Here is a 20,755-nt window from a genome sequence, read left to right as displayed (position 1 = left end):
CATATGAACGCACCCCTGAAGATCGCCATGCCGGCCGAGGCGGCCGAAGCCCCGAAAGGCTACAAGCTGCTGATCGACGGCAAGCATGTCGATGCCCGCGACGGCCGCACGATTGCTCGAAACAGCCCCGGCCACGGCTTCACCGTCTCGCACTATGCGCAGGCCGGTGAGGCCGAAGTGGAAGCCGCTGTGCTTGCCGCCCACAGGGCTTTCGAAACGGGTCCATGGCCGCGCATGAAGGCGGCCGAACGTGCCGCGATCCTGCTCAAGGCAGCTGATCTGATCGGGGGCCGGCTGGAAGAGATCGCCCGGCTCGACGCACTGGAATCGGGCAAACCGATCGCCCAGGCACGCGGCGAGATCGGCGGCGCCGTCGACATCTGGCGCTATGCCGCCTCGCTTGCCCGCACGCTGCATGGTGAAACCTACGCCAATCTCGGCGACGCCATGCTGGGTGTCGTCCTGCGCGAACCGATCGGCGTCGTCTCGATCATCACCCCGTGGAATTTCCCGTTCCTGATCGTCAGCCAGAAACTGCCCTTCGCGCTCGCCGCCGGTTGCACGGCGGTGGTCAAGCCGAGCGAAATGACCTCGGCCTCGACCTTCGTGCTCGGCGACATCCTGATGCAGGCCGGCCTGCCCGCCGGCGTCGTCAATATCCTGGCCGGACTTGGCACCGATGTCGGTGCGCCGATGGTCAGCCATCCGCTGGTCGAAATGGTCTCGTTCACCGGCTCCACCCGCGTCGGCAAGATGACGATGGCGTCCGCCGCGCAGTCGCTGAAGAAAGTCTCGATGGAGCTCGGCGGCAAGAACGGCCAGATCGTCTTCCAGGACGCCGACCTCGAAGCGGCCGCCGATGCGGCGGTGTTCGGCGGCTTCTTCAATGCCGGCGAGTGCTGCAATGCCGGCAGCCGGCTGATCGTGCACGAGGCGATCGCCGACGATTTTCTCAGCACCGTCAAGGCGCTTACCGCCAGGGTCACGGTCGGCGATCCGCTCGATGACCAAACCAAGGTCGGCGCGATGATCTCGTCCGACCATTTGGCCAAGGTGGCCGGTTACGTTGCGGCAGCCGCGACCGAGGGCAGCAGCATCTACAGCGGAGGCAAGCAATTGGCCTCCAATATCGGTCAATACCTCGATCCCACCATCATCCGCGGCGTCACCGAGGACATGGCCATAGCGCGCGAGGAAGTGTTCGGCCCGGTGCTCTCGGTGCTGACTTTTGAATCGATTGAAAAGGCGTTGCACATCGCCAACAACACGCCCTATGGTTTGTCGGCGGGCGTGTGGAGCGCCAGCATCGACACTTGCATGTCGGTCGCGCGCGGCGTGCGTTCGGGAACCGTTTGGGTGAACACATTCATGGAAGGTTATCCCGAGCTGCCCTTCGGAGGCTATAAGCAGTCCGGTCTCGGACGCGAACTCGGCAAACGCGCCGTCGAGGATTATACCGAGGAAAAGACAATCCAGTTTCATCGCGGCCAGCGCACCGGGTGGTGGGTCGGCTGAGTTGAGAAGAACCCGGCGGCATCCGCCGGTCGTGTAATGCAACAAGGGAGGAAGTACATGTTGCGCAAACTGCTTATCGGAACGGCTCTCGCGTCGGGCCTGGCTTTCGCGGCCCACGCCGAGGACGTCAAGGAAGTCCAGATGCTGCATTGGTGGACCTCGGGCGGCGAAGCGGCTGCTCTCAACGTCCTCAAGGGTGATCTGGCCAAGGAAGGCTATGCCTGGAAGGACGTGCCGGTGGCCGGCGGCGGCGGCGATGCCGCCATGACCGCGCTGAAGGCGATGGTCGCGGCCGGCAATTATCCGACCGCCTCGCAGATGCTCGGCTACACCGTGCTCGACTATGCAGCCGCCGGCGTCATGGGCGACCTGACCGAAACGGCGAAGAAGGAAGGCTGGGACAAGTCCGTTCCGGCAGCCCTGCAGAAGTTTTCGGTCTATGACGGCAAGTGGGTCGCGGCGCCGGTCAATGTTCACTCGGTCAACTGGCTGTGGATCAACAAGGCCGTCATGGACAAGATCGGCGGCACCGAGCCGAAGTCTTTCGACGACTTCGTTGCGCTGCTCGACAAGGCCAAGGCGGCAGGCGTGATCCCGCTCGCTCTCGGCGGCCAGAACTGGCAGGAAGCCACCATGTTCGACTCCGTCGTGCTGTCGACCGGCGGACCCGAGTTCTACAAGAAGGCCTTCAACGACCTCGATGACGAGTCCCTGAAGTCCGACACGATGAAGAAGTCGTTCGACAATCTGGCCAAGCTCGTCACCTATGTCGATCCCAACTTCTCGGGCCGCGACTGGAACCTTGCCACCGCCATGGTCATCAAGGGCGATGCTCTGGTGCAGGTCATGGGCGACTGGGCCAAGGGCGAGTTCAACGCCGCCAAGAAAACGCCGGGCACCGACTTCCTGTGCTATCGCTTCCCGGGCACCGACGGCTCGGTGATCTACAACTCCGACATGTTCGGCATGTTCAATGTTCCCGACGACCGCAAGGCCGCCCAGGTCGCACTGGCCACCGCCACCCTGTCGAAGAGCTTCCAGTCGGCCTTCAACGTCGTCAAGGGTTCGGTCCCGGCCCGTACCGATGTTCCGGACACCGACTTCGACGCTTGCGGCAAGAAGGGCATCGCCGACCTGAAGGCAGCCAATGAAGGCGGCACGCTGTTCGGCTCGCTGGCCCAGGGCTATGGCGCGCCTCCGGCGGTCGCCAATGCCTATAAGGATGTCGTCTCCAAATTCGTCCATGGTCAGATCAAGACCTCGGACGAAGCCGTGACCGAATTGGTCAAGGCGATCGACGACGCCAAGTAAGCGCCACGCGCCAAAAACGCCTTCCCCGCTCCGGCGGGGAAGGCCCAGATCCGCGAACATAGATCCGCGAAGCTGGTTGGCCGCGAGTCGACGGGAGGAGCCCCATGAGCACGGTAGCGACAAGCCAGATCAAGCTGACGCCGGAGCATGCGCGGCCACGCGCCTCGGTGCGCTCGCGCCTGCAGGACGCATTGCCGAAGATCGTGCTGGCGCCGAGCTTCGCCATCACCATCGTCTTCGTCTACGGCTTCATCCTGTGGACGATCTATCTGTCCTTCACCAATTCCAAGACCTTCCCGTCCTATGTCCTAACCGGCTCGCGCGCCTATCAGCGGCTGTGGGGCTGGACCTTCGATACCGACCCGCCCTCGAGCTGGTACACGTCGATCACCAATATGGGTATTTTCGGTTTCCTCTACATCGCAATCTGCCTGGCGCTCGGCCTGTTCCTGGCCATCCTGCTCGACCAGAAGATCCGCGGCGAAGGCGTGTTGAGGCCGATCTATCTCTATCCGATGGCGCTGTCCTTCATCGTCACCGGCGTTGCCTGGAAATGGTTCCTGGATCCCGGCCTAGGTCTCGAGCAGACCTTGCATCAGTGGGGCTGGACGAGCTTCCATTTCGACTGGATCAAGAACAAGGATTTCGTCATCTACACGGTGGTCATTGCCGGCGTCTGGCAGGCCTCCGGCTTCATCATGGCGATGTTCCTGGCCGGCCTGCGCGGCATCGACGGCGAGATCATGAAGGCGGCGCAGATCGACGGCGCCACCACCTTCCAGCTCTATCGCCGCATCGTCATCCCGCTGCTGCGGCCGATCTTCCTGTCGGCATTCATCGTGCTCGCGCACCTCGCCATCAAGTCCTACGATCTCGTGGTCGCACTGACCAGCGGCGGGCCCGGCGGCTCGGCATGGCTGCCGTCCAACTTCATGTATGAGTACACGTTCAAGCGCAACGAAATGGCCGTCGGCTCGGCCAGTGCGGTGATCATGCTGATGACCATCGTCGCCATCATCGTGCCCTATCTCTATTCGGAACTGCGGGAGAAGCCGCGATGAGCGCCGTCACCACTCCCGCCCGCCAGGCCTCCGGCGGCGTCAACGTCAAGGTCATCAACCGCATCGTCATCTACGGGCTGCTGGCGCTGTTTGCGCTGTTTTACCTGATGCCGCTGTTCGTCATGCTGGTGACTTCGTTCAAGACCATGGACGAGATCCAGAACGGCAACATGCTGGCGCTGCCCAAGGCGCCGACCTTCGACCCGTGGCTGAAGGCGTGGGGCGAGACCTGCGTCGGCCTCACCTGCGCCGGCATCAAGGGCTATTTCTGGAACTCCATCAAGATGGTGGTTCCGGCCGTTCTGATTTCGACCATGCTGGGCGCGCTGAACGGCTACGTTCTGACCAAATGGCGTTTTCGCGGCGCGACGCTGGTGTTCGGGCTGATGCTGTTCGCCTGCTTCATTCCGTTCCAGTCGGTGCTGCTGCCGATGGCGACCATCCTCGGCAGCCTCGGCCGCTTCGGCGTCACACTGCAGAACTCGGTCGGAACGAGCTTCGGTCTCGGCAACCCGACGGTCAACCTGGTCTTCGTCCACGTCGTCTACGGCATCGGCTTCACCACGCTGTTCTTCCGCAACTACTACGAGGCGTTTCCGACCGAACTGGTCAAGGCGGCACAGGTCGACGGCGCATCCTTCTTCCAGATCTTCCGCCGCATCATGCTGCCGAACTCGATGCCGATCTTCGTCGTTACCGTGATCTACCAGTTCACCAACATCTGGAACGACTTCCTGTTCGCCTCGGCTTACGCCGGCACCGGCGACGCGATGCCGATGACGGTGGCGCTCAACAACGTCGTCAACACCTCGACCGGCGTCGTCGAATACAACGTCAACATGGCCGCCGCGATGATCGCGGCACTGCCCACCCTTCTCGTCTATGTGCTCGCCGGCCGCTACTTCGTGCGCGGTCTCATGGCTGGCGCCGTCAAAGGATGATCTGATGGCTTTTCTGGAAATTGATGGTCTGAGAAAGCGCTTCGGCCAGGTCGAGATCCTGAAAGGGATCGATGTCGAGCTCGAGAAAGGCGGTTTCCTGGTGCTGGTCGGCCCTTCCGGCTGCGGCAAGTCCACTTTGCTCAACACCATCGCCGGCCTGGAGACGATCACCTCGGGCGAAATCCGGGTCGACGGCCGCGCCATCAACGATCTGCACCCCTCCAAGCGCGACATCGCCATGGTGTTCCAGAGCTATGCGCTCTACCCGAACATGACGGTGGCCGGAAACATCTCCTTCGGCATGGAGATGCGCGGCGTGCCGGCGGCGGAGCGCCAGAAGGCGATCGACAAGGTGGCCAAGGTGCTGCAGATCGGCCACCTCTTGCAGCGCAAGCCGAGCCAGCTTTCGGGCGGCCAGCGCCAGCGCGTCGCCATGGGCCGGGCGCTGGTGCGCGACCCCAAACTGTTCCTTTTCGACGAGCCTTTGTCCAACCTCGACGCCAAGCTGCGCGTCGACATGCGCATCGAGATCAAGCGCCTGCATGCCACCACCGGCACCACCATCGTCTACGTCACCCACGACCAGATCGAGGCGATGACGCTGGCGACCAAGATCGCCGTGATGCGCGACGGCGAGGTGCAGCAGTTCGGCACGCCGGCCGAAATCTACAACAACCCGAGCAATCTCTTCGTCGCCGACTTCATGGGCTCGCCAGCGATGAACCTGATCCCGGCGACGATCGGTACGTCAGGCAATGCGTTGTCCGTCGTGCTGCAGCGCGAGGCGCGCGAGCCGATCAACCTGCCGATGGCCAATGCGCCGGCGGGCCTGTCGGCATTCCAGGGCAAGCCGATCATCTTCGGTGTCCGTCCCGAAGCCCTGACCGATCCGGAAGGTGCCGAGCGCAACGCCTCGCACATCGCAACCGCGGACTGTCACATCGAGGTCGTCGAGCCGGCAGGTTCGGACACCTTCGCCGTCACCAATCTCGGCGGCAAGGGCGTGGTGGCGCGGCTGCGCGCCGACGCCAACATTCAGCCGGGCACCAACACGCCGCTCGCCTTCAACCTGACAAAGGCGGTGTTCTTCGATCCGGCGACCGAGACCCGTATTCGCTGATGTATGTCGCCCAAAAGTGGATCCGGTTTTGGGGCAACGACATGCATCAAAACAAAAAACTAAAGCGCGTCGGGACGCGATTTAGGCCATGAGAAATCCGGACATCGTCATCATCGGCTCCGGCATCGGCGGCGCCACGATCGCTTCCGGCCTTGCCGGCAGCGGCGCCTCGATCTTGATGCTCGAGCGCGGCGAGCCGTTGCCGGCGACGCCGCACGCGCGCGACACGCGCTCGATCTTCGTCGACGGCCATTATAGGCCGAAGGAGATGTGGCGTGAGGCCGGCGGCGCCGCCTTCAACCCCGGCAATTATTATTATGTCGGCGGCAATTCGAAGTTCTATGGCGCGGTGCTGATCCGCTACCGCAAGGAAGATTTCGCCGCCATGGAGCACTTTGGCGGGGTCTCGCCGGCATGGCCGTTCTCCTATGAGGAATTCGAGCCCTGGTATTCGAAAGCCGAACAGCTGTTTCGCGTGCGCGGTGCACTGGGCGAGGATCCGACCGAGCCGTTCCATTCGATCCCCTACGCCTACAAGCCGGTGCCCGACGAGGCGCCGATCGCCCGCGCCCGCGCCGAGCTGAAAAACCTCGGCCTGCATCCGGCCTCGCTGCCGCTCGGCGTCGACATCGACACCTGGCTGAAAGAGGGCAAGACCGGCTGGGATGCGTTTCCCAACACCGGCCAGGGCAAGGTCGACGCGCAGACAGGACCGCTGACGGCGGCCCTGAAGGACACCAACATCCGGCTCGAGACCGGCTGTTATCTCGAGTACCTGGAGGCATCGACCGACGGCAAAACCATTGCTGCCATCCACTATCGGCAGAATGGTGAGCTGAAAAAGGTCGCGCCGAAACTGGTCATCCTCTCCGCTGGCGCGGTCAATTCCGCCGTCATCCTGCTGCGATCACCGTCTCCTGATGGCAAGGGCCTTGCCAACCGCTCCGATCAGGTCGGGCGCAATTTCATGAACCACAATTCCAGCGCCATGCTGGCGATCGATCCGCGCCGCCGCAACGATGCCGTCTACCAGAAGACGCTGATGCTCAACGACTACTATCTGTCCGACGGCAAGGGCGGTAAGCCGCTGGGGAACGTCCAACTGCTCGGCAAGATCGACGGCAACATGCTGCGGGCCAATGTCAAGTACACGCCGGGATTCGCGCTCGACTTCATGGCCGGCCACGCCGTCGACTGGTACCTTATGTGCGAAGACCTGCCCGACCCGGAAAGCCGCATCATGGTCGACGGCAAGGACATCATCATGCAGTGGCGGCGCTCCAACATGCAGTCGCTCGACGGGCTGAACAAGGTAATGCGCGAAAACTTCCGCGCCTGCGGCTATCCCATCGTGCTGTCGCGCCCCTTCGACAAGCGCACGCCGTCGCATCAATGCGGCACGATCAAGATGGGCGACGATCCGGCGACGGCGGCGCTCGACCCCTACTGCCGCTCCTTCGACCACCGGAACCTGTTCGTCGTCGACGCCGGTTTCCTGCCGAACTCGGCGGCGGTCAACCCAGCGCTGTCGATTGCAGCCCAAGCGCTGCGCGTTGCTGACCACATCCGCAAGACGGACCTCGCCGCATGACCCGCCCCGCCGCCATCGTCACCGGCGGCGCGCGCGGCATCGGCCTCGCCTGCGCCCAGGCACTGGCGGATGCCGGCTTCGATATTCTGGTCGCCGACCTTGCCGAAACAGCCGCTGACGGACTTGCCCCCGACATCGCCAAGCGTGGCGCAAAATTCGCCTATGTCAGGTGCGACATCGCGGACCTCGACACCCATACAGCACTTGTCGATGCCGCGATGCGCGCCTTCGGCCGCATCGACTGCCTGGTCAACAATGCCGGCGTCGGCGCCGTGGTGCGCGGTGACCTCTTGGACCTCAAGCCGGAGAATTTCGACCGCACGCTGGGCATCAACCTGCGCGGCACCGTCTTCCTCAGCCAGGCTGTCGCCAAGGCGATGCTGGCTGCGCCAGGCGATCAGAGATCGATCATCACCATCACCTCGGTCAGTGCTGAAATGGCGTCGCCGGAACGGCCGGACTACTGCATCTCGAAGGCCGGGCTTTCGATGTGGGTGAAGAACCTGGCGTTGCGGCTTGCGCCTGAAAACATCGGCGTCTTCGAAGTCCGGCCCGGCATCATCCGCACCGACATGACCTCAGGCGTGACCGCCAAATATGACGCCCTTATCGACGGCGGCCTGGTTCCGGCCAAACGCTGGGGCGAAGCATCGGACATCGGCGCGGTGGTGGCGACGCTCGCCGGCGGCAAGCTCGGCTTTTCGACCGGCTCGATCATCAATGTCGACGGCGCGCTCTCGGTGCCACGGCTATGAATGGATCAGGAAATGACTGACTATATCATCGTGGGCGCCGGTCCTGCCGGCTGCGTTATGGCCAACCGGCTGAGCGAAGATCCCAGCAATTCGGTCCTGCTGCTGGAAGCCGGCGGCAAGGACTGGCACCCCTACATCCACATGCCGGCGGGCTTCGCCAAGATGACCAAAGGCATTGCTTCCTGGGGTTGGTCGACCGTGCCGCAAAAGCACATGAAGGACCGCGTCTTCTGGTACACGCAGGCCAAGGTCGTCGGCGGCGGCTCGTCCATCAACGCCCAGATCTACACGCGCGGCAATGCCCGCGACTACGACGCCTGGGAGAAGGAAGAAGGCCTCGCCGGCTGGGGCTATCGCGACGTGCTGCCCTATTTCAAGCGCGCCGAAAACAACCAGCGCTACGCCAACGACTTTCATGGCGACCAGGGCCCGCTCGGCGTGTCCAACCCGATTTCGCCGCTGCCTATCTGCGAGGCCTATTTCCGTGCCGGCCAGGAGATGGGCATCCCCTTCAACCCGGACTTCAACGGCGCTGCCCAGGAAGGCGTCGGCTACTACCAGCTGACCCAGAAGGATGCCCGGCGCTCGTCCGCTTCAGTCGCCTATTTGAAGCCGATCCGCGCCCGCAAGAATCTGACCGTCCGAACCGATGTGCTGGTGACGCGCATCGTCGTCGAGAACGGTCGCGCTATCGGCGTCGAGGTGGTCGACAGGCCGGGCGGCGAGAAGAAAATCCTGCGCGCCGAACGCGAGGTGATCGTCTCGTCCGGCGCCATCGGCTCGCCGAAGCTCCTGATGCAGTCGGGGATCGGCCCCGCAGACCATCTGAAGTCGGTCGGCGTGACGCCGGTGCATGACCTGCCCGGCGTCGGCTCCAACATGCAGGACCATCTCGATTTGTTCGTCATCGCCGAATGCACCGGCGATCACACCTATGACAACTACGCCAAGCTGCACCGCACGGCCTGGGCCGGTCTGCAATATCTGCTGCTGAAGAAAGGCCCGGTGGCCTCCAGCCTGTTCGAGACCGGCGGCTTCTGGTACGCCGACCCGACCGCCGCCTCGCCCGACATTCAGTTCCATCTCGGCTTGGGATCCGGCATCGAGGCCGGCGTCGAGAAGCTCAACAATCCAGGTGTCACCCTGAACTCGGCCTTCCTGCGGCCGCGCTCACGCGGCACGGTGCGGCTGAAGAGTGCCGACCCGTCCGACCACCCGCTGATCGATCCGAACTACTGGTCCGATCCCTATGACCGCGCCATGTCGATCAAGGGGCTGCGACTGGCGCGCCAGATCATGCGACAGAAGGCGCTTGCCCCTTACGTGCTGCGCGAAGTGCTGCCCGGGCCGTCGCTCGCCAGCGACGACGAGCTGTTCGACTATGCCTGCCGCACCTCCAAAACCGACCATCACCCGGTTGGCACCTGCCGCATGGGCCATGACGACATGGCCGTGGTGACACCGGATCTGCGGTTGCGCGGCATCGAGGGCCTGCGCGTTTGCGACGCCTCGGTGATGCCGCGCGTGCCTTCATCCAACACCAATGCGCCGACAATAATGGTCGGTGAAAAAGGAGCCGATCTGGTCCTCGGCCGCGAGCCGCTGCCGCCGGCGGTGTTTTCCGGAAACCGGGCTGCTTAGCCGCTGAGGAGCAAGACATGATCAGGCACTGTGTTTTCGCTAGATTTCGCAATGATGTCGCCGCTACCGAGCGCACGGCGGTCCATGCCGATCTCGAGGCGCTGCGACAGCTGATCGACGGCATGGACGCCGTAAAATTCAGCGCCAATGTCAGCCCGGAGCCGTTCGCACGCGGCTTCACCCATGGCTTCACCATCGACTTCCGCGATGCTGCCGCGCGCGATGCCTATCTTGTGCATGAAGCGCACCAGCGCGCCGGCGCACGCCTGGTCGCTGCCCTGGAAGGCGGCACGGACGGGCTGATGGTGTTTGATCTCGAAATCTAGACTCACCGTCAAGCCACGATCGAGTTCATCGACAGATGGCACCGGTCGCTCCTCATTGCACCTCAGCGGGCGTTCGATCAAATGAGCCGCGCGAAAAAGTGACCACCGGTCTTCCCTGAACTGGCTGATAATTCCTCACATCGATGATGGTGGAGGAGGAAGATTTGCCCCTTAATTCGCAGCAGAAGAAGACCGTCCTCGCCTCGTTCCTGGGCTGGACGCTCGATGCTTTCGATTTCTTCCTTCTGACATTCCTGCTCACCGATATCGCGACCGAATTCCACGCCGACGTGCCCGCGGTCTCCAAGGCGCTGTTCCTGACCTTGGCCACACGCTTCATCGGCGCGTTCTTCTTCGGCATGCTTGCCGACAAATACGGGCGCAAGCCGATCCTCATGCTCAACATCGTGAGCTATTCGGTGATCGGCGCGCTGGCCGCCTTCTCGCCCAATCTCGGCATCTTCCTCGCCCTGCGTGCGCTGTTCGGCATCGCCATGGGCGGCGAATGGGGGCTTGGCAGTTCGCTGGCCATGGAATCCATTCCGCCGAGCGCACGCGGCATGGTCTCCGGCATCCTGCAATGCGGCTATCCGGCCGGCTATCTGCTGGCGGCGGTGGTCTATGGCCTGCTCTATCAGCAGACGATCGGCGGCTACACGATCGGCTGGCGCGCCATGTTCCTGCTCAGCTTCGTGCCGGCGCTGATTGTGCTCTTCATCCGCTCGCATGTGCCGGAATCGCCGGCCTTCGTCGAAGCGCAGAAGACGGCTCGACCGGGCATGTGGGAAACCCTGCAGAAACACTGGGGTGTCGCGCTCTATGCCGTCGTGCTGATGATGTTCTTCAATTTCTTCAGTCATGGCACGCAGGACCTCTACCCGACCTTCCTGAAGAAGCAGCACGGCTTCGATCCGCATACGGTGAGCTGGATCACCATCGTCGCCAATATCGGCGCCATCGTCGGCGGCCTGGCGTTCGGCGCGCTGTCCGAAAAGATCGGCCGCGTCAACGCCATCACGCTGGCCTGCCTGATCGCCTTGCCGTCGATCCCGCTATGGGCCTACTCGACCACGCCGTTCATGCTCGCCATCGGCGCCTTCGTCATGCAGGTCGCGGTCCAGGGCGCCTGGGGCGTCATCCCCGTGCACCTCAACGAGCTTTCGCCCGGAGCGGTGCGGGCGACCTTGCCCGGCTTTATCTATCAGGCGGGCAATCTCGCCGCGTCCTATGGCGGCCCCTATCAGGCAGGAATCGCGGAAAGCGCCGGAGGCAGCTATGGCTATGCCCTGGCGCTGTTCGCAGGCGTGGTCGCCATCTGCATCATCGTCGTCATCCGTTTCAGTCCGGAACGACGTGGCCAGCTGATGACCGTGCTCAATTAGGGTCGAAATCAGCCGAGCCTGAGCGCAACGACACCGGCGACGATGCTGAGCGCGGCGGCACCGCGCCAGCCGGTCATTTTTTCGCCGAGAGCGAAGACCGAGATCATCATGGCAAACAGGATCGAGGTTTCGCGCAGCGAGGCCACGGAGGCGATCGGCGCCTTGGTCATCGCCCACATGACGATCCAGTAGGCGGCGCCGCTGAGCACGCCCGTGAACAGCCCTGCCTTCCAGTCGCGCGCCAACACCGGCAGCGCCTTCGGCCCGCGGAAGATGAGGCACAGCACCAAGGCGCCAAAAGCATCGCAGATGAACAGCCAGGCTGCATAGCTCTGCGCGGTTGCCGCCAGCCGCGCGCCGCTGCCGTCGGACAGCGTGTAACTGGCAATGAAGATGGAAGTGCCCAGTGCGAAGCCAACCGCGCGCAGATTGAGTTTTTCCAGATGTGCGCCGCCACGAAACGACATCACCAGCGTGCCGGCCGACAACAGGAAGATGCCGAGCATGGCGAACGGGCCGGGAATCTCGGCAACGACGAACATGCCGCCAAAGGCCGAGAGCAGAGGTGCGGTGCCCCGCGCCAGCGGATAGGTCTGGGCGAAATCGCCGGCCTTGTAGGCGCCGATCAGGAAGGTGCGGTAGCCCATGTGGAAAATGACGGAGGCGATGATGTAGGGCCACACCTCCGCCTTCGGCACTTCGACGAAGGGCAGCACCACGAGTGCCGCCGCGCCCATGCCGAGCGTCATCAGCGTGATCGACAGGAAGCGGTCGAGATGGACCTTGACCAGCGCGTTCCAGATCGCGTGCATGGCGGCGGCGGCAAGCACTGCGAAAAAGACGAAAAGCGTCATGTGGCAATGCCGGGCGTTTCCAGGTCGATGTCGACCCGCAACGGAAAATGATCCGACGCAACCTCGTCGATATCGGCACAGATCGAACGCACCCGCCCGGCGAACATGCCGCCGACGAAGCAATGGTCGAGCCGGCGCTTTGCCAATCTGCCGTCGATGGTCTTCACATGGGTGTGGAAGTCCGGAACTGGCTCCCCGGCAACGGCGGCGGCATCGACGAAACCGCTGAGATAGGCGGCACCCCGATGGTAGGGCGTGCTGCCGACGATGCGGCGATATTCGGCGCTGCCCGGCTCCATGTTGAAATCGCCCATCCAGATCGCCGCCAGCGGGTTTTCCGGCTCCGCTTCGCCGCTGGTCCAGTTGCGCGTGGGCTCGTCGTCGACGCCGCTCCACGGCCCGCCGTCGGACGGTGCCCGGCGATGCTCGGCCAGGAGATAGTCGATCTGCTCCAGCCGCTCCTCGGCCGCGATATGGGCGAGATGCAGCGACAACACCCGCACCGGCCCTGCCGGCGTGCGGATCATGCATTCAAGTGCTGCATTGCGGGTGTTGAGCGGCCGCTGCGTGCGGCGCATCGGCAGCGCATGCAGCCGCGACCAGACGATCGGCAGTTTCGACAGCACCATGGTGCCGAACTGGCGGCGCCGGTTGACCAGACGGCCGTCATGCCGCTCGCTGGCGTCCATGTCGAAGGCCGGGCCATAGACCCAGTGATAGTCGGGCAGCAGGCTGGAAAGCAGTTCCGGCTGATCGTCGAAATTGCTGCGCTGCCAGTGACGCTCGACTTCCTGCAGTGCAATGATGTCGGCGCCGGCAACGATGCGCGCGGCGCGCGAAAGATCGTAGCGCCCGTCGCTGCCGAACCCGTACTGGATGTTGTAGCTGACCAGCTTCATTGCTTATCCGGCTCAATTTCGTGTTGGCAGTAGCGGTTCGATGCCACGGTTGCAATGTGCAGGAGAATGGACGTGGCTTGGACCAGCCTTGCCCCTGACCGGGATCATGCACCGATCCCGAAGCACTTCGGTATTTTCCGTGCGCCGGAAAACGGCGTGCGATGCCTCAAGTATTCAGCGGCTGGAACCGGCCGGGTGGCGACGCGGCCAGTTCGGTCCAGTCGATCTCTTCCTCAAGGCGATGATAGGCTTCGTCGCCAATCGTCCCGTTGCGGCGCAATTCCTCCAGCGCGTCGCGCTGGCTCTTGATCGCATAAAGACGCAAGCGGTCATATTCGGTCGCCGCCTGGGCATCGTCGGGGTTTTTGGCGATCTTGCGTTGAGCGGCATATTGCTCGCGCACCGCGGCCGCAGCATCCGATGTCTTGCCGCTCAATATGTCGAGCGCCGCCTGCATGACCACAACGCGCGCCTGCGCAACCTCGCGATCGACCGTTTCGTCAGGATTGAGATTCAAAAGGCGCAGCAGCGGCTTCAGGCTCATGCCTTGCAGCACCAGCGTGCCGAGGACGACCGTGAAGGCAGCGAGCACGATCGGGTCGCGGGCCGGGAATTCAGCCGGCAGGGCGAATGCCGCCGCAAGCGTCACCAAACCGCGCATCCCGCACCAGCCGATCAGCACGCCGCCACGAAACGACGGAGCGTCACGCTGACGATCAGCCACGCCGAAACGGTCAAACCACCTGATAATCGCGCCGCACCCCAGAACCCAGACGAAGCGTGAGACGATAACGATGGCGAGCACTGTCCCGGCCAGGACGAACGCATCGGTCTGCCCCTGCCCGGCAAGCCGGCCGACGATCGTACGCGCCTGCAGGCCCATCAGCACGAAAGCCAGAACATTGAGCACAAAGACCGCCGTTTCCCAGACGGAATAAGAGCTGATGCGGTTTCTGGCCGGCATGCGGCGCGGCGCGGTGCGGGCGATCGTCATGGCATAGACGACTATGGTGATGATGGCCGACAGTCCGATCCTGTCGGCCAGGATCCAGACCCCGAACGTGCCGGCAAATTGCACCACAGTGCCGCTCGCCGGGTCCTCGATCCGGCCCAGCGTCATCAGAGACAACCGGCCAAGCAGATAGCCGGCCGCAAGACTGCCGAGCGTGGACAGCAGGATCATCGGAACGGCGCTGCTCAGCAGAATGGAGCCTGCTGCCGCAGAAATCGCCATTCGGTAAATCAGCAGCGCGGTGGCGTCGTTAAGCAGGCTCTCGCCTTGCAGAATGGCAGTGATGCGATGCGGCACCTTGAACTGGCCAAGCACGGCCGATGCCGCAACCGCATCGGGCGGCGCCACGATGGCGCCAAGCGCTATGGCCGCGGCAATCGGCAGACCTGCCATCGCCCAGCCGGCCAGCGCCACCGTCGCTGTCGTGAAAAGGACGGCACCAAGCGCCAGCAGCACAAGCGGCACCTTGTAGCGGTTGAGATCGCGCAGCGACGTGTCATAGGCGGCGTCGAGCAGCACCGGCGCGATGAACAGGGCAAGCGCCAGTTCCGGGTCGATCTCGATGGTCGGCACGCCAGGCACGAAGGCGATGGCCACCCCTGCCAGCGCCAGCAAAGAGGGATAAGGAACCTGCACGCGCCGCGACAGCGCCGTCAGCGCAACGGCGATCAACAGCAGAACGAGTGTCAGTTCGAAAAGAACCATGGCCTCTTATAGCCGGGAAGCGAGATTCTGGCAGCGGCAAAGCGGCTGGAAATTGTTGATTGCCCGGCAAGCTCGAGCCGGCAGAAAATACCTCGAATTGCTTCCTGACAAATCGCCGTCCACACCAACATTGAAATCATCTGATATGGGGCTCGCTTAAACGCGGACTTCCCTGCACTGCAGCCCATGCCACGCGGGCGGAAGCATCCTTCCCCCTTCGCTAACCGGGATACAGCCATTCATTCCAAACAAGCGCAGCAGCCTAGTGCAGCACGAGCATATCGCTCGAAGAAAACGAGATCTCGGCCTTCTCACCAACTGCGGGGGGCGGCGTCGCCGGGCTGTTGAACGTGTCGAGCGAGACCGTGTTGCCGCCGATGCCGACACGAACCCGGATGACCGATCCGAGGAAATGCACTTCGGAGATTTCTCCGGATAGGCTGGAGTCACGGCCAGGCTGGCGGCCCAGCGAAATAGCTTCCGGACGCAGCGCCAGGGACAGCGTGTCGCCCGACTTGGAACCGTTGAGCTTGCCCTTGAGCGAGACCTGTTCGGAATTGACCCGCACCGTGCCCGCGGCGGCATCGGTGACGGTGCCTTCCAGCACATTCAGCGTGCCGACGAAATTGGCGACGAACTTGGTTGCCGGCCGGTTGTAGATCTCGAATGGCGTGCCGACCTGCTCGGCCTTGCCGCCATACATGACGGCGATGCGGTCCGAGATCGACAGCGCCTCTTCCTGGTCGTGCGTGACGAAGATGGTGGTGATGCCGAGCTTCTTCTGGATCGACCGGATTTCCTCGCGCAGCGACACGCGCACCTTGGCGTCGAGCGCCGACAGCGGCTCGTCGAGCAGCAGCAGCTTTGGCTTCGGCGCGATGGCGCGGGCTAGCGCGATGCGCTGCTGCTGGCCGCCCGAGAGCTGGTAGGGATAGCGATCCGCCATCTGCGGCAGCTTGATGATGCCGAGCATCTCGGCGACGCGGGCATCGATGTCCGCCCTCGGCATGCCGGCGACCTTCAAGCCGAAGCCGATATTTTGCGCCACGGTCAGGTTCGGGAACAGCGCATAGGCCTGGAACACCATGCCGACATTGCGCTGGTTGGGCTTCAGTCTCGTAATGTCCTTGCCGCTGACGACGATCGTGCCCGCGCTCGGCTCCTCGAAACCGGCAACCATGCGCAACACCGTCGTCTTGCCGCAGCCGGATGGCCCGAGGAAGGAGACGAATTCGCCGCGCTCTACGTCGAGATTGAAATCCTCCACCACCGTGGTGGCGCCGAAAGATTTTCGAACGTGCTGGATGGAGAGGAATGGGTCGGCCATGGCGTGGTTCTCTCGATCAATTTGGGCGGTTCGCCGATTTCGGCGCGAAGCGGGACAGGATCTGGATCAGCGACATGCAGCCCCAGGTGATGGCGAAGGCGATCACTGCAAGGGCTGCGGGCTCGTATGCACGGTTGGCGCCGATGTTCTGCAGATACGGGCCGAAAGCCGGACGGCTGAGCAGGCTGGCCATTGTAAACTCGCCAATGACGATGGCGAAAGTCAGGAATGCGCCGGACAGCACCGCGATCAGCACATTGGGCAGGATGACGCGGGTGATGATGGTGCCCCAGCCCGCACCCAGAATTTGCGCGGCTTCGGTCAGCGTACGCACATCGATGGTGCGCAGACCGGTGTCAACGGCCCGATACATGTAAGGCAGAGACAGCGTCGTATAGCCAATGACAAGCAACGCGTTCGCACCCCAATTGCTTGCCAAGAATGGCAGCGGCGAGTTCGAGCCGTACATCCTGATATAGCCGAAGACGATGACGATTGCCGGAATGACCAGCGGCAAAAGGGTGATGAATTCGACGATTGGCCTGAGCTGAGGCAGACGCAGCCGGATCCAGTATGCCGCCGGCACCACGATCAGCACCCCCAGGATAATGGTGCAGAGCGCAGCGATGACTGAAAAGAGGAAAGTTGACTGGAAGCGCGCGTCTCCCAGCACGACTTGATAGGCGTCGAAGGAGTGGACGCCGCGCCGCATGCGCAGCGAGAACTCGACCGTCGCCATCAACGGAATAAAGAAATAGGCAGCCCCGACAACAAAGACGACCCAGGCCCAGAACTTACCCGACTTCATTTGAGCCACCTTTCGGACCGAGTCCGAAACCAGATGTAGAAGACATTCGCAAGCCCGGTGATGACGATCATGCCAAAGGCTATGGCATAAGCGAGTTGCGGGTTGTGCAGCACGTCGCCATTCATCTGCGAGTAGAGCTTGATCGGAACGATATTAAGCGTCGGACCGGCAAACGCATAAGCGGTGGCGATGGCGCCGAAGGCGTTCGCAAACAACAGGATGACCGTACCGAGAAAACTCGGCCATATCACAGGGATGACAACCATGCGCCAGTACTGCGCCTGCGTGGCACCGAGCGTGGCCGCAGCCTCGCCCCACTCCTTCTTCAAGCCGTCGATGGCTGGCACGATGATGACCACCATCAGGGGAATCTGAAAGAACAGATAGACCGCGATCAGGCCCGTTGTGGTGAGAAAATTGAAGCCCATCGCGTAAATGTTGATGTTGAGCACGTCACGCAGAAGCGTCGTGACGATACCGACACGGCCGAGCGTAGCCAGGAACGCGAAGGCGAGCGGCAAGCCGGCAAAATTCGAGGCGACGCCCGAAAACGTCAGGGTCGCGGAGCGCGTCCAGCTTGGCAGTCCGCCGCGCACGATCGCGATCGCGATGGCGAGCCCGGCAAACGCCCCGATGATGGCCGACCAGAAACTGATCTTGATCGAAGACCAGTAGGAATTGCTGATCGACGGATCGCTGACCAGCTGCAGAATATTGTCGAGCGTGAACCCGCCTTCACCGTTCCGGAAGGCTCCCACGACGAGATAGAGCGTGGGCAGGATCAAGAACATTAGGGCAAAGATGAAGAACGGCGCCACGCCGATCCATTGCGTCGGCAAGCGGAAGGCGGTCGCCTCCTTCGGCGGCACCGGCTTGGTGGCGAATGCCTGATTTGAAAGCGAGAGATCGGTCATGCGCCGGCTACCGTCTTCGAGGAAGGACCGGACGGCCTCGCGGCCGCCCGGTGGATTTCAGTCTTACTTGACGTTGGCGCCGACAGTGGCGTCCCAGTTCTTGCTGATAGCTTCCTTGGCCTTAGCCTGCTCGTCGAGCGACGGGAACGCGGCCGAGGCATAGGATTCCGCCGGCGGCAGCTTGGCCAGCACGTCCGCCGGGATCTTGCCGTTCTTGGCGAGATCGTTGAAGCGGATCGGGTGGCAATAGCCCTTCAGCCAGCCGATCTGGCCTTCGTCGGAGTAGAGGTATTCCATCCACAGCTTGGCTGCATTCGGATGCGGCGCGTAGGCGCTGATCGCCTGCACGTAGACGCCGGCAACGACGCCGGTCTTCGGCACGATGACGTCGACGGGCGGGTTGCCCTTCAGCGTGTCGCGGCCGGCGAGCGCGTTGTAGTCCCAGTTGATCAGGATCGGGGTCTGACCCTGGGCAAGCGTTGCCGGCTTGCCCACGACCGGAACGAAATTGCCGGCGGCGTTGAGCTTCTTGAAGAAGTCTAGGCCAGCAGTGCCGGCAGCTTCACCGGCTGCAGCGCCACCGGAAAGGCCGGCGGCGTAGACAGCCTGGATGGCCTGGTTTGAAACGCGCGGATCGCCGGCAAGAGCGACCGCGTTGGCGAATTCCGGCTTCAAGAGGTCGGCCCAGTCGGTGGGCGATTCCTTGATCAGGTCCTTGTTCACCATGAACGACAGAACGCCGTAATAGTCGCCGTACCAGAAGCCGTCGGCATCCTTGGCGCTGTCGGGGATCGAGTCCCAAGTCGACACCTTGTAAGGCTGGATCAGGCCATCGGCCTTGGCGGTCGGGCCGAAGGACAGGCCGACGTCGATGACGTCGGGCGCCTGCGGGCCCTTGTTGTCCTTGTTGGCCTTGATCGCCTCGACCTCGTCGCCGGAGCCGGCGTCGGGGTTGAGTTCGTTGACGGTGATTTCCGGATACTTCGCCTTGAAACCTGCGATGACATCGCCATAGCCGCACCAGTCATGCGGCAGCGCGATGGTGGTGAGCTGGCCTTCCGCCTTGGCAGCCTTGACGAGATCGTCCAGCGAATCCGCGGACGAAATCACCGTCGACGCGAAAAGCGCCGCGGCCGAAAGGGAAAGCACTTTCCCCGTGAACTTGAACATGTGTTCTCTCCGTTGAACTGACGCCGTTGGACGCCTGCGATGCGGTATCGTTTTCATGTGACAGCCAGATGAAAGCTTTGTGAAAGCGGCTGCTCGCAGTGCGAAAAAGTAAACTCTTTTTAACCTGATGTAGCAATCGCTCCGCGATTCTTTTTCCGGCTAACTAGTTTGTGCCTTGCCCGTCATCCTCCCCCTTGTTTTCATAGCCCCTTTTCAGATCACTTTGCGGCGCGGAAAACGCCTCAGACCGTGCCGGCAATGGCGTTTTCGAGCAAGGTCAGCGCCGCCTTCTTGGTCAGCTTGACCGGGTTACCGCCGGCGGTCGGATCGACCACCGCCATGTCGGCGATCAGCGCCTTGCGTTTCTTGTCCATGTCGAGCCCCTTGATAAGGCCCGGCAGCGCATGCGGCACCTTCAATTCCTTGCGCAGCTTGATAATCGCCTTGGCGAACCCGTCGAAGCCGCCCTTGATGCCGCAATAGGCGGCGAGCCGGCCGATACGCTCCTCGATGGAGTCACGGTTGAAGGCGAGCACATAGGGCATGAACACCGCATTGGTCATGCCGTGATGGGTGTCATAGAGCGCACCGACCGGATGCGACAGCGAATGGATGGCGCCAAGCCCCTTCTGGAAGGCAGTGGCGCCCATGGCGGCGGCGCTCATCATGTGGGCGCGCGCGACGAGATCCCTGCCGTTGGCATAGGCCTTCGGCAGGTTCTCGAAGACCAGCCTCACACCTTCGACGGCGATGCCGTCGGCCATCGGATGATAGCCCGGCGCGCAATAGGCCTCGAGACAGTGGGCGAGCGCATCCATGCCGGTGCCGGCGGTGATGAAGCCGGGCATGCCGACCGACAGCTCCGGATCGGCAATAACGATTGCTGGCAAAAGTTTCGGATGGAAGATGACTTTCTTGGTGTGCGTTGCCTCATTGGTGATAACACCGGCGCGGCCAACTTCCGATCCGGTCCCGGCGGTGGTCGGCACGGCGATGATCGGCGCGATGGCGTCCGAATTGGCGCGCGTCCACCAGTCGTCGACATCCTCGAAATCCCATACCGGCCTGACCTGCCCGGCCTGGAAGGCGATCAGCTTGCCGAGATCGAGCGCCGAACCGCCGCCGAAGGCGATGACGCCGTCATGTTTGCCCTTCTTGAACACGGCGATGCCGGCGGTCAGATTGGACTCGACCGGGTTAGGCCTGACCTCGGAGAAGACGCCGTAAGGAACCTTGGCGTCGTCGAGTATCTTCAGCGTCGAGGCGACGACCGGCAGTTTCGCCAGTCCAGGGTCGGTGACGAACAACGGCCGCTTGATGCCGGTGGCCGCCAGCACCTCAGGCAATTCCTTGATGCGGCCGGCGCCGAAGCGGACGGTGGTGGGGTAGTTCCATTTGGAGATCAGCTTGGACATTTTTGTCT

The 20,755-nt window shown here is 62.8% G+C and carries 18 protein-coding genes; 10 read left to right on the top strand and 8 right to left on the bottom strand.

The features are described from left to right. The first annotated feature begins 3 nt into the window (after nt 1-3). The 10 genes from A9K65_RS09710 to A9K65_RS09660 all read left to right on the top strand — a co-directional run bounded on the left by A9K65_RS09710 (nt 4) and on the right by A9K65_RS09660 (nt 11,643). Complete coding sequence (locus tag A9K65_RS09710; RefSeq protein ID WP_064995608.1) at nt 4-1,515, top strand: aldehyde dehydrogenase family protein; 1,512 nt, start codon at nt 4-6, stop codon at nt 1,513-1,515. A 57-nt stretch (nt 1,516-1,572) separates the two neighbouring features. Beyond that, the gene (locus A9K65_RS09705; RefSeq protein WP_064995607.1) at nt 1,573-2,826 is read left to right on the top strand and encodes an ABC transporter substrate-binding protein; all 1,254 of its coding nucleotides are present in this window, start codon (nt 1,573-1,575) and stop codon (nt 2,824-2,826) included. A gap of 104 nt (nt 2,827-2,930) precedes the next feature. Beyond that, complete coding sequence (locus tag A9K65_RS09700) at nt 2,931-3,887, top strand: sugar ABC transporter permease (RefSeq protein ID WP_024502750.1); 957 nt, start codon at nt 2,931-2,933, stop codon at nt 3,885-3,887. Beyond that, nucleotides 3,884-4,828, top strand: a complete 945-nt coding sequence (locus A9K65_RS09695) for a carbohydrate ABC transporter permease (RefSeq protein ID WP_024502751.1) — start codon at nt 3,884-3,886, stop codon at nt 4,826-4,828. The genes A9K65_RS09700 and A9K65_RS09695 overlap by 4 nt, the downstream gene beginning before the upstream one ends. Before the next feature lie 4 nt (nt 4,829-4,832). Beyond that, nucleotides 4,833-5,948: an ABC transporter ATP-binding protein gene (locus A9K65_RS09690; protein ID WP_013529698.1), complete on the top strand. Its 1,116-nt coding sequence runs from the start codon at nt 4,833-4,835 to the stop codon at nt 5,946-5,948. 88 nt (nt 5,949-6,036) lie between these two features. Continuing rightward, complete coding sequence (locus tag A9K65_RS09680; protein ID WP_064995606.1) at nt 6,037-7,539, top strand: GMC family oxidoreductase; 1,503 nt, start codon at nt 6,037-6,039, stop codon at nt 7,537-7,539. Beyond that, entirely contained in the window at nt 7,536-8,294 is a 759-nt protein-coding gene (locus A9K65_RS09675) for a 3-ketoacyl-ACP reductase (protein WP_013529695.1), read from the top strand. The genes A9K65_RS09680 and A9K65_RS09675 overlap by 4 nt, the downstream gene beginning before the upstream one ends. A 12-nt stretch (nt 8,295-8,306) precedes the next feature. Beyond that, entirely contained in the window at nt 8,307-9,935 is a 1,629-nt protein-coding gene (locus A9K65_RS09670) for a choline dehydrogenase (protein ID WP_064995664.1), read from the top strand. A gap of 17 nt (nt 9,936-9,952) precedes the next feature. Further along, the gene (locus tag A9K65_RS09665) at nt 9,953-10,261 is read left to right on the top strand and encodes a Dabb family protein (RefSeq protein WP_013529693.1); all 309 of its coding nucleotides are present in this window, start codon (nt 9,953-9,955) and stop codon (nt 10,259-10,261) included. A gap of 164 nt (nt 10,262-10,425) precedes the next feature. Further along, a complete protein-coding gene (locus tag A9K65_RS09660; protein WP_024502755.1) occupies nt 10,426-11,643 on the top strand; it encodes an MFS transporter in 1,218 nt (405 codons plus the stop codon). 8 nt (nt 11,644-11,651) lie between these two features. Here the strand turns inward: A9K65_RS09660 and A9K65_RS09655 are convergent, their stop codons facing one another. The 8 genes from A9K65_RS09655 to A9K65_RS09620 form a co-directional block, all read right to left on the bottom strand. Then, the gene (locus A9K65_RS09655) at nt 11,652-12,497 is read right to left on the bottom strand and encodes an EamA family transporter (protein WP_013529691.1); all 846 of its coding nucleotides are present in this window, start codon (nt 12,495-12,497) and stop codon (nt 11,652-11,654) included. Continuing rightward, nucleotides 12,494-13,396, bottom strand: a complete 903-nt coding sequence (locus tag A9K65_RS09650; protein WP_064995605.1) for an endonuclease/exonuclease/phosphatase family protein — start codon at nt 13,394-13,396, stop codon at nt 12,494-12,496. Before A9K65_RS09650 ends, A9K65_RS09655 begins: the two co-directional genes overlap by 4 nt. Nucleotides 13,397-13,562: 166 nt before the next feature. Beyond that, the gene (locus A9K65_RS09645; protein ID WP_027161381.1) at nt 13,563-15,113 is read right to left on the bottom strand and encodes a sodium:proton antiporter; all 1,551 of its coding nucleotides are present in this window, start codon (nt 15,111-15,113) and stop codon (nt 13,563-13,565) included. A gap of 262 nt (nt 15,114-15,375) precedes the next feature. After that, complete coding sequence (locus A9K65_RS09640; protein ID WP_013529688.1) at nt 15,376-16,440, bottom strand: ABC transporter ATP-binding protein; 1,065 nt, start codon at nt 16,438-16,440, stop codon at nt 15,376-15,378. Nucleotides 16,441-16,456: 16 nt separating this feature from the next. Beyond that, nucleotides 16,457-17,248, bottom strand: a complete 792-nt coding sequence (locus A9K65_RS09635; RefSeq protein ID WP_013529687.1) for an ABC transporter permease — start codon at nt 17,246-17,248, stop codon at nt 16,457-16,459. Continuing rightward, nucleotides 17,245-18,039 (bottom strand): ABC transporter permease subunit, encoded by a 795-nt coding sequence (locus A9K65_RS09630; protein ID WP_224621361.1) that lies wholly within the window; start codon nt 18,037-18,039, stop codon nt 17,245-17,247. The genes A9K65_RS09635 and A9K65_RS09630 overlap by 4 nt, the downstream gene beginning before the upstream one ends. Nucleotides 18,040-18,225: 186 nt before the next feature. Continuing rightward, nucleotides 18,226-19,332, bottom strand: a complete 1,107-nt coding sequence (locus A9K65_RS09625) for an ABC transporter substrate-binding protein (protein WP_013529685.1) — start codon at nt 19,330-19,332, stop codon at nt 18,226-18,228. Nucleotides 19,333-19,574: 242 nt separating this feature from the next. Beyond that, entirely contained in the window at nt 19,575-20,747 is a 1,173-nt protein-coding gene (locus A9K65_RS09620) for an iron-containing alcohol dehydrogenase (RefSeq protein WP_013529684.1), read from the bottom strand. Nucleotides 20,748-20,755: the final 8 nt, after the last annotated feature.

The sequence above is a fragment of the Mesorhizobium sp. WSM1497 genome, assembly GCF_001672455.2.
GTDB lineage: Bacteria > Pseudomonadota > Alphaproteobacteria > Rhizobiales > Rhizobiaceae > Mesorhizobium > Mesorhizobium ciceri.
Note: the sequence above shows the minus strand (reverse complement) of the source record. Positions and strands in the feature narration are given on the sequence as shown.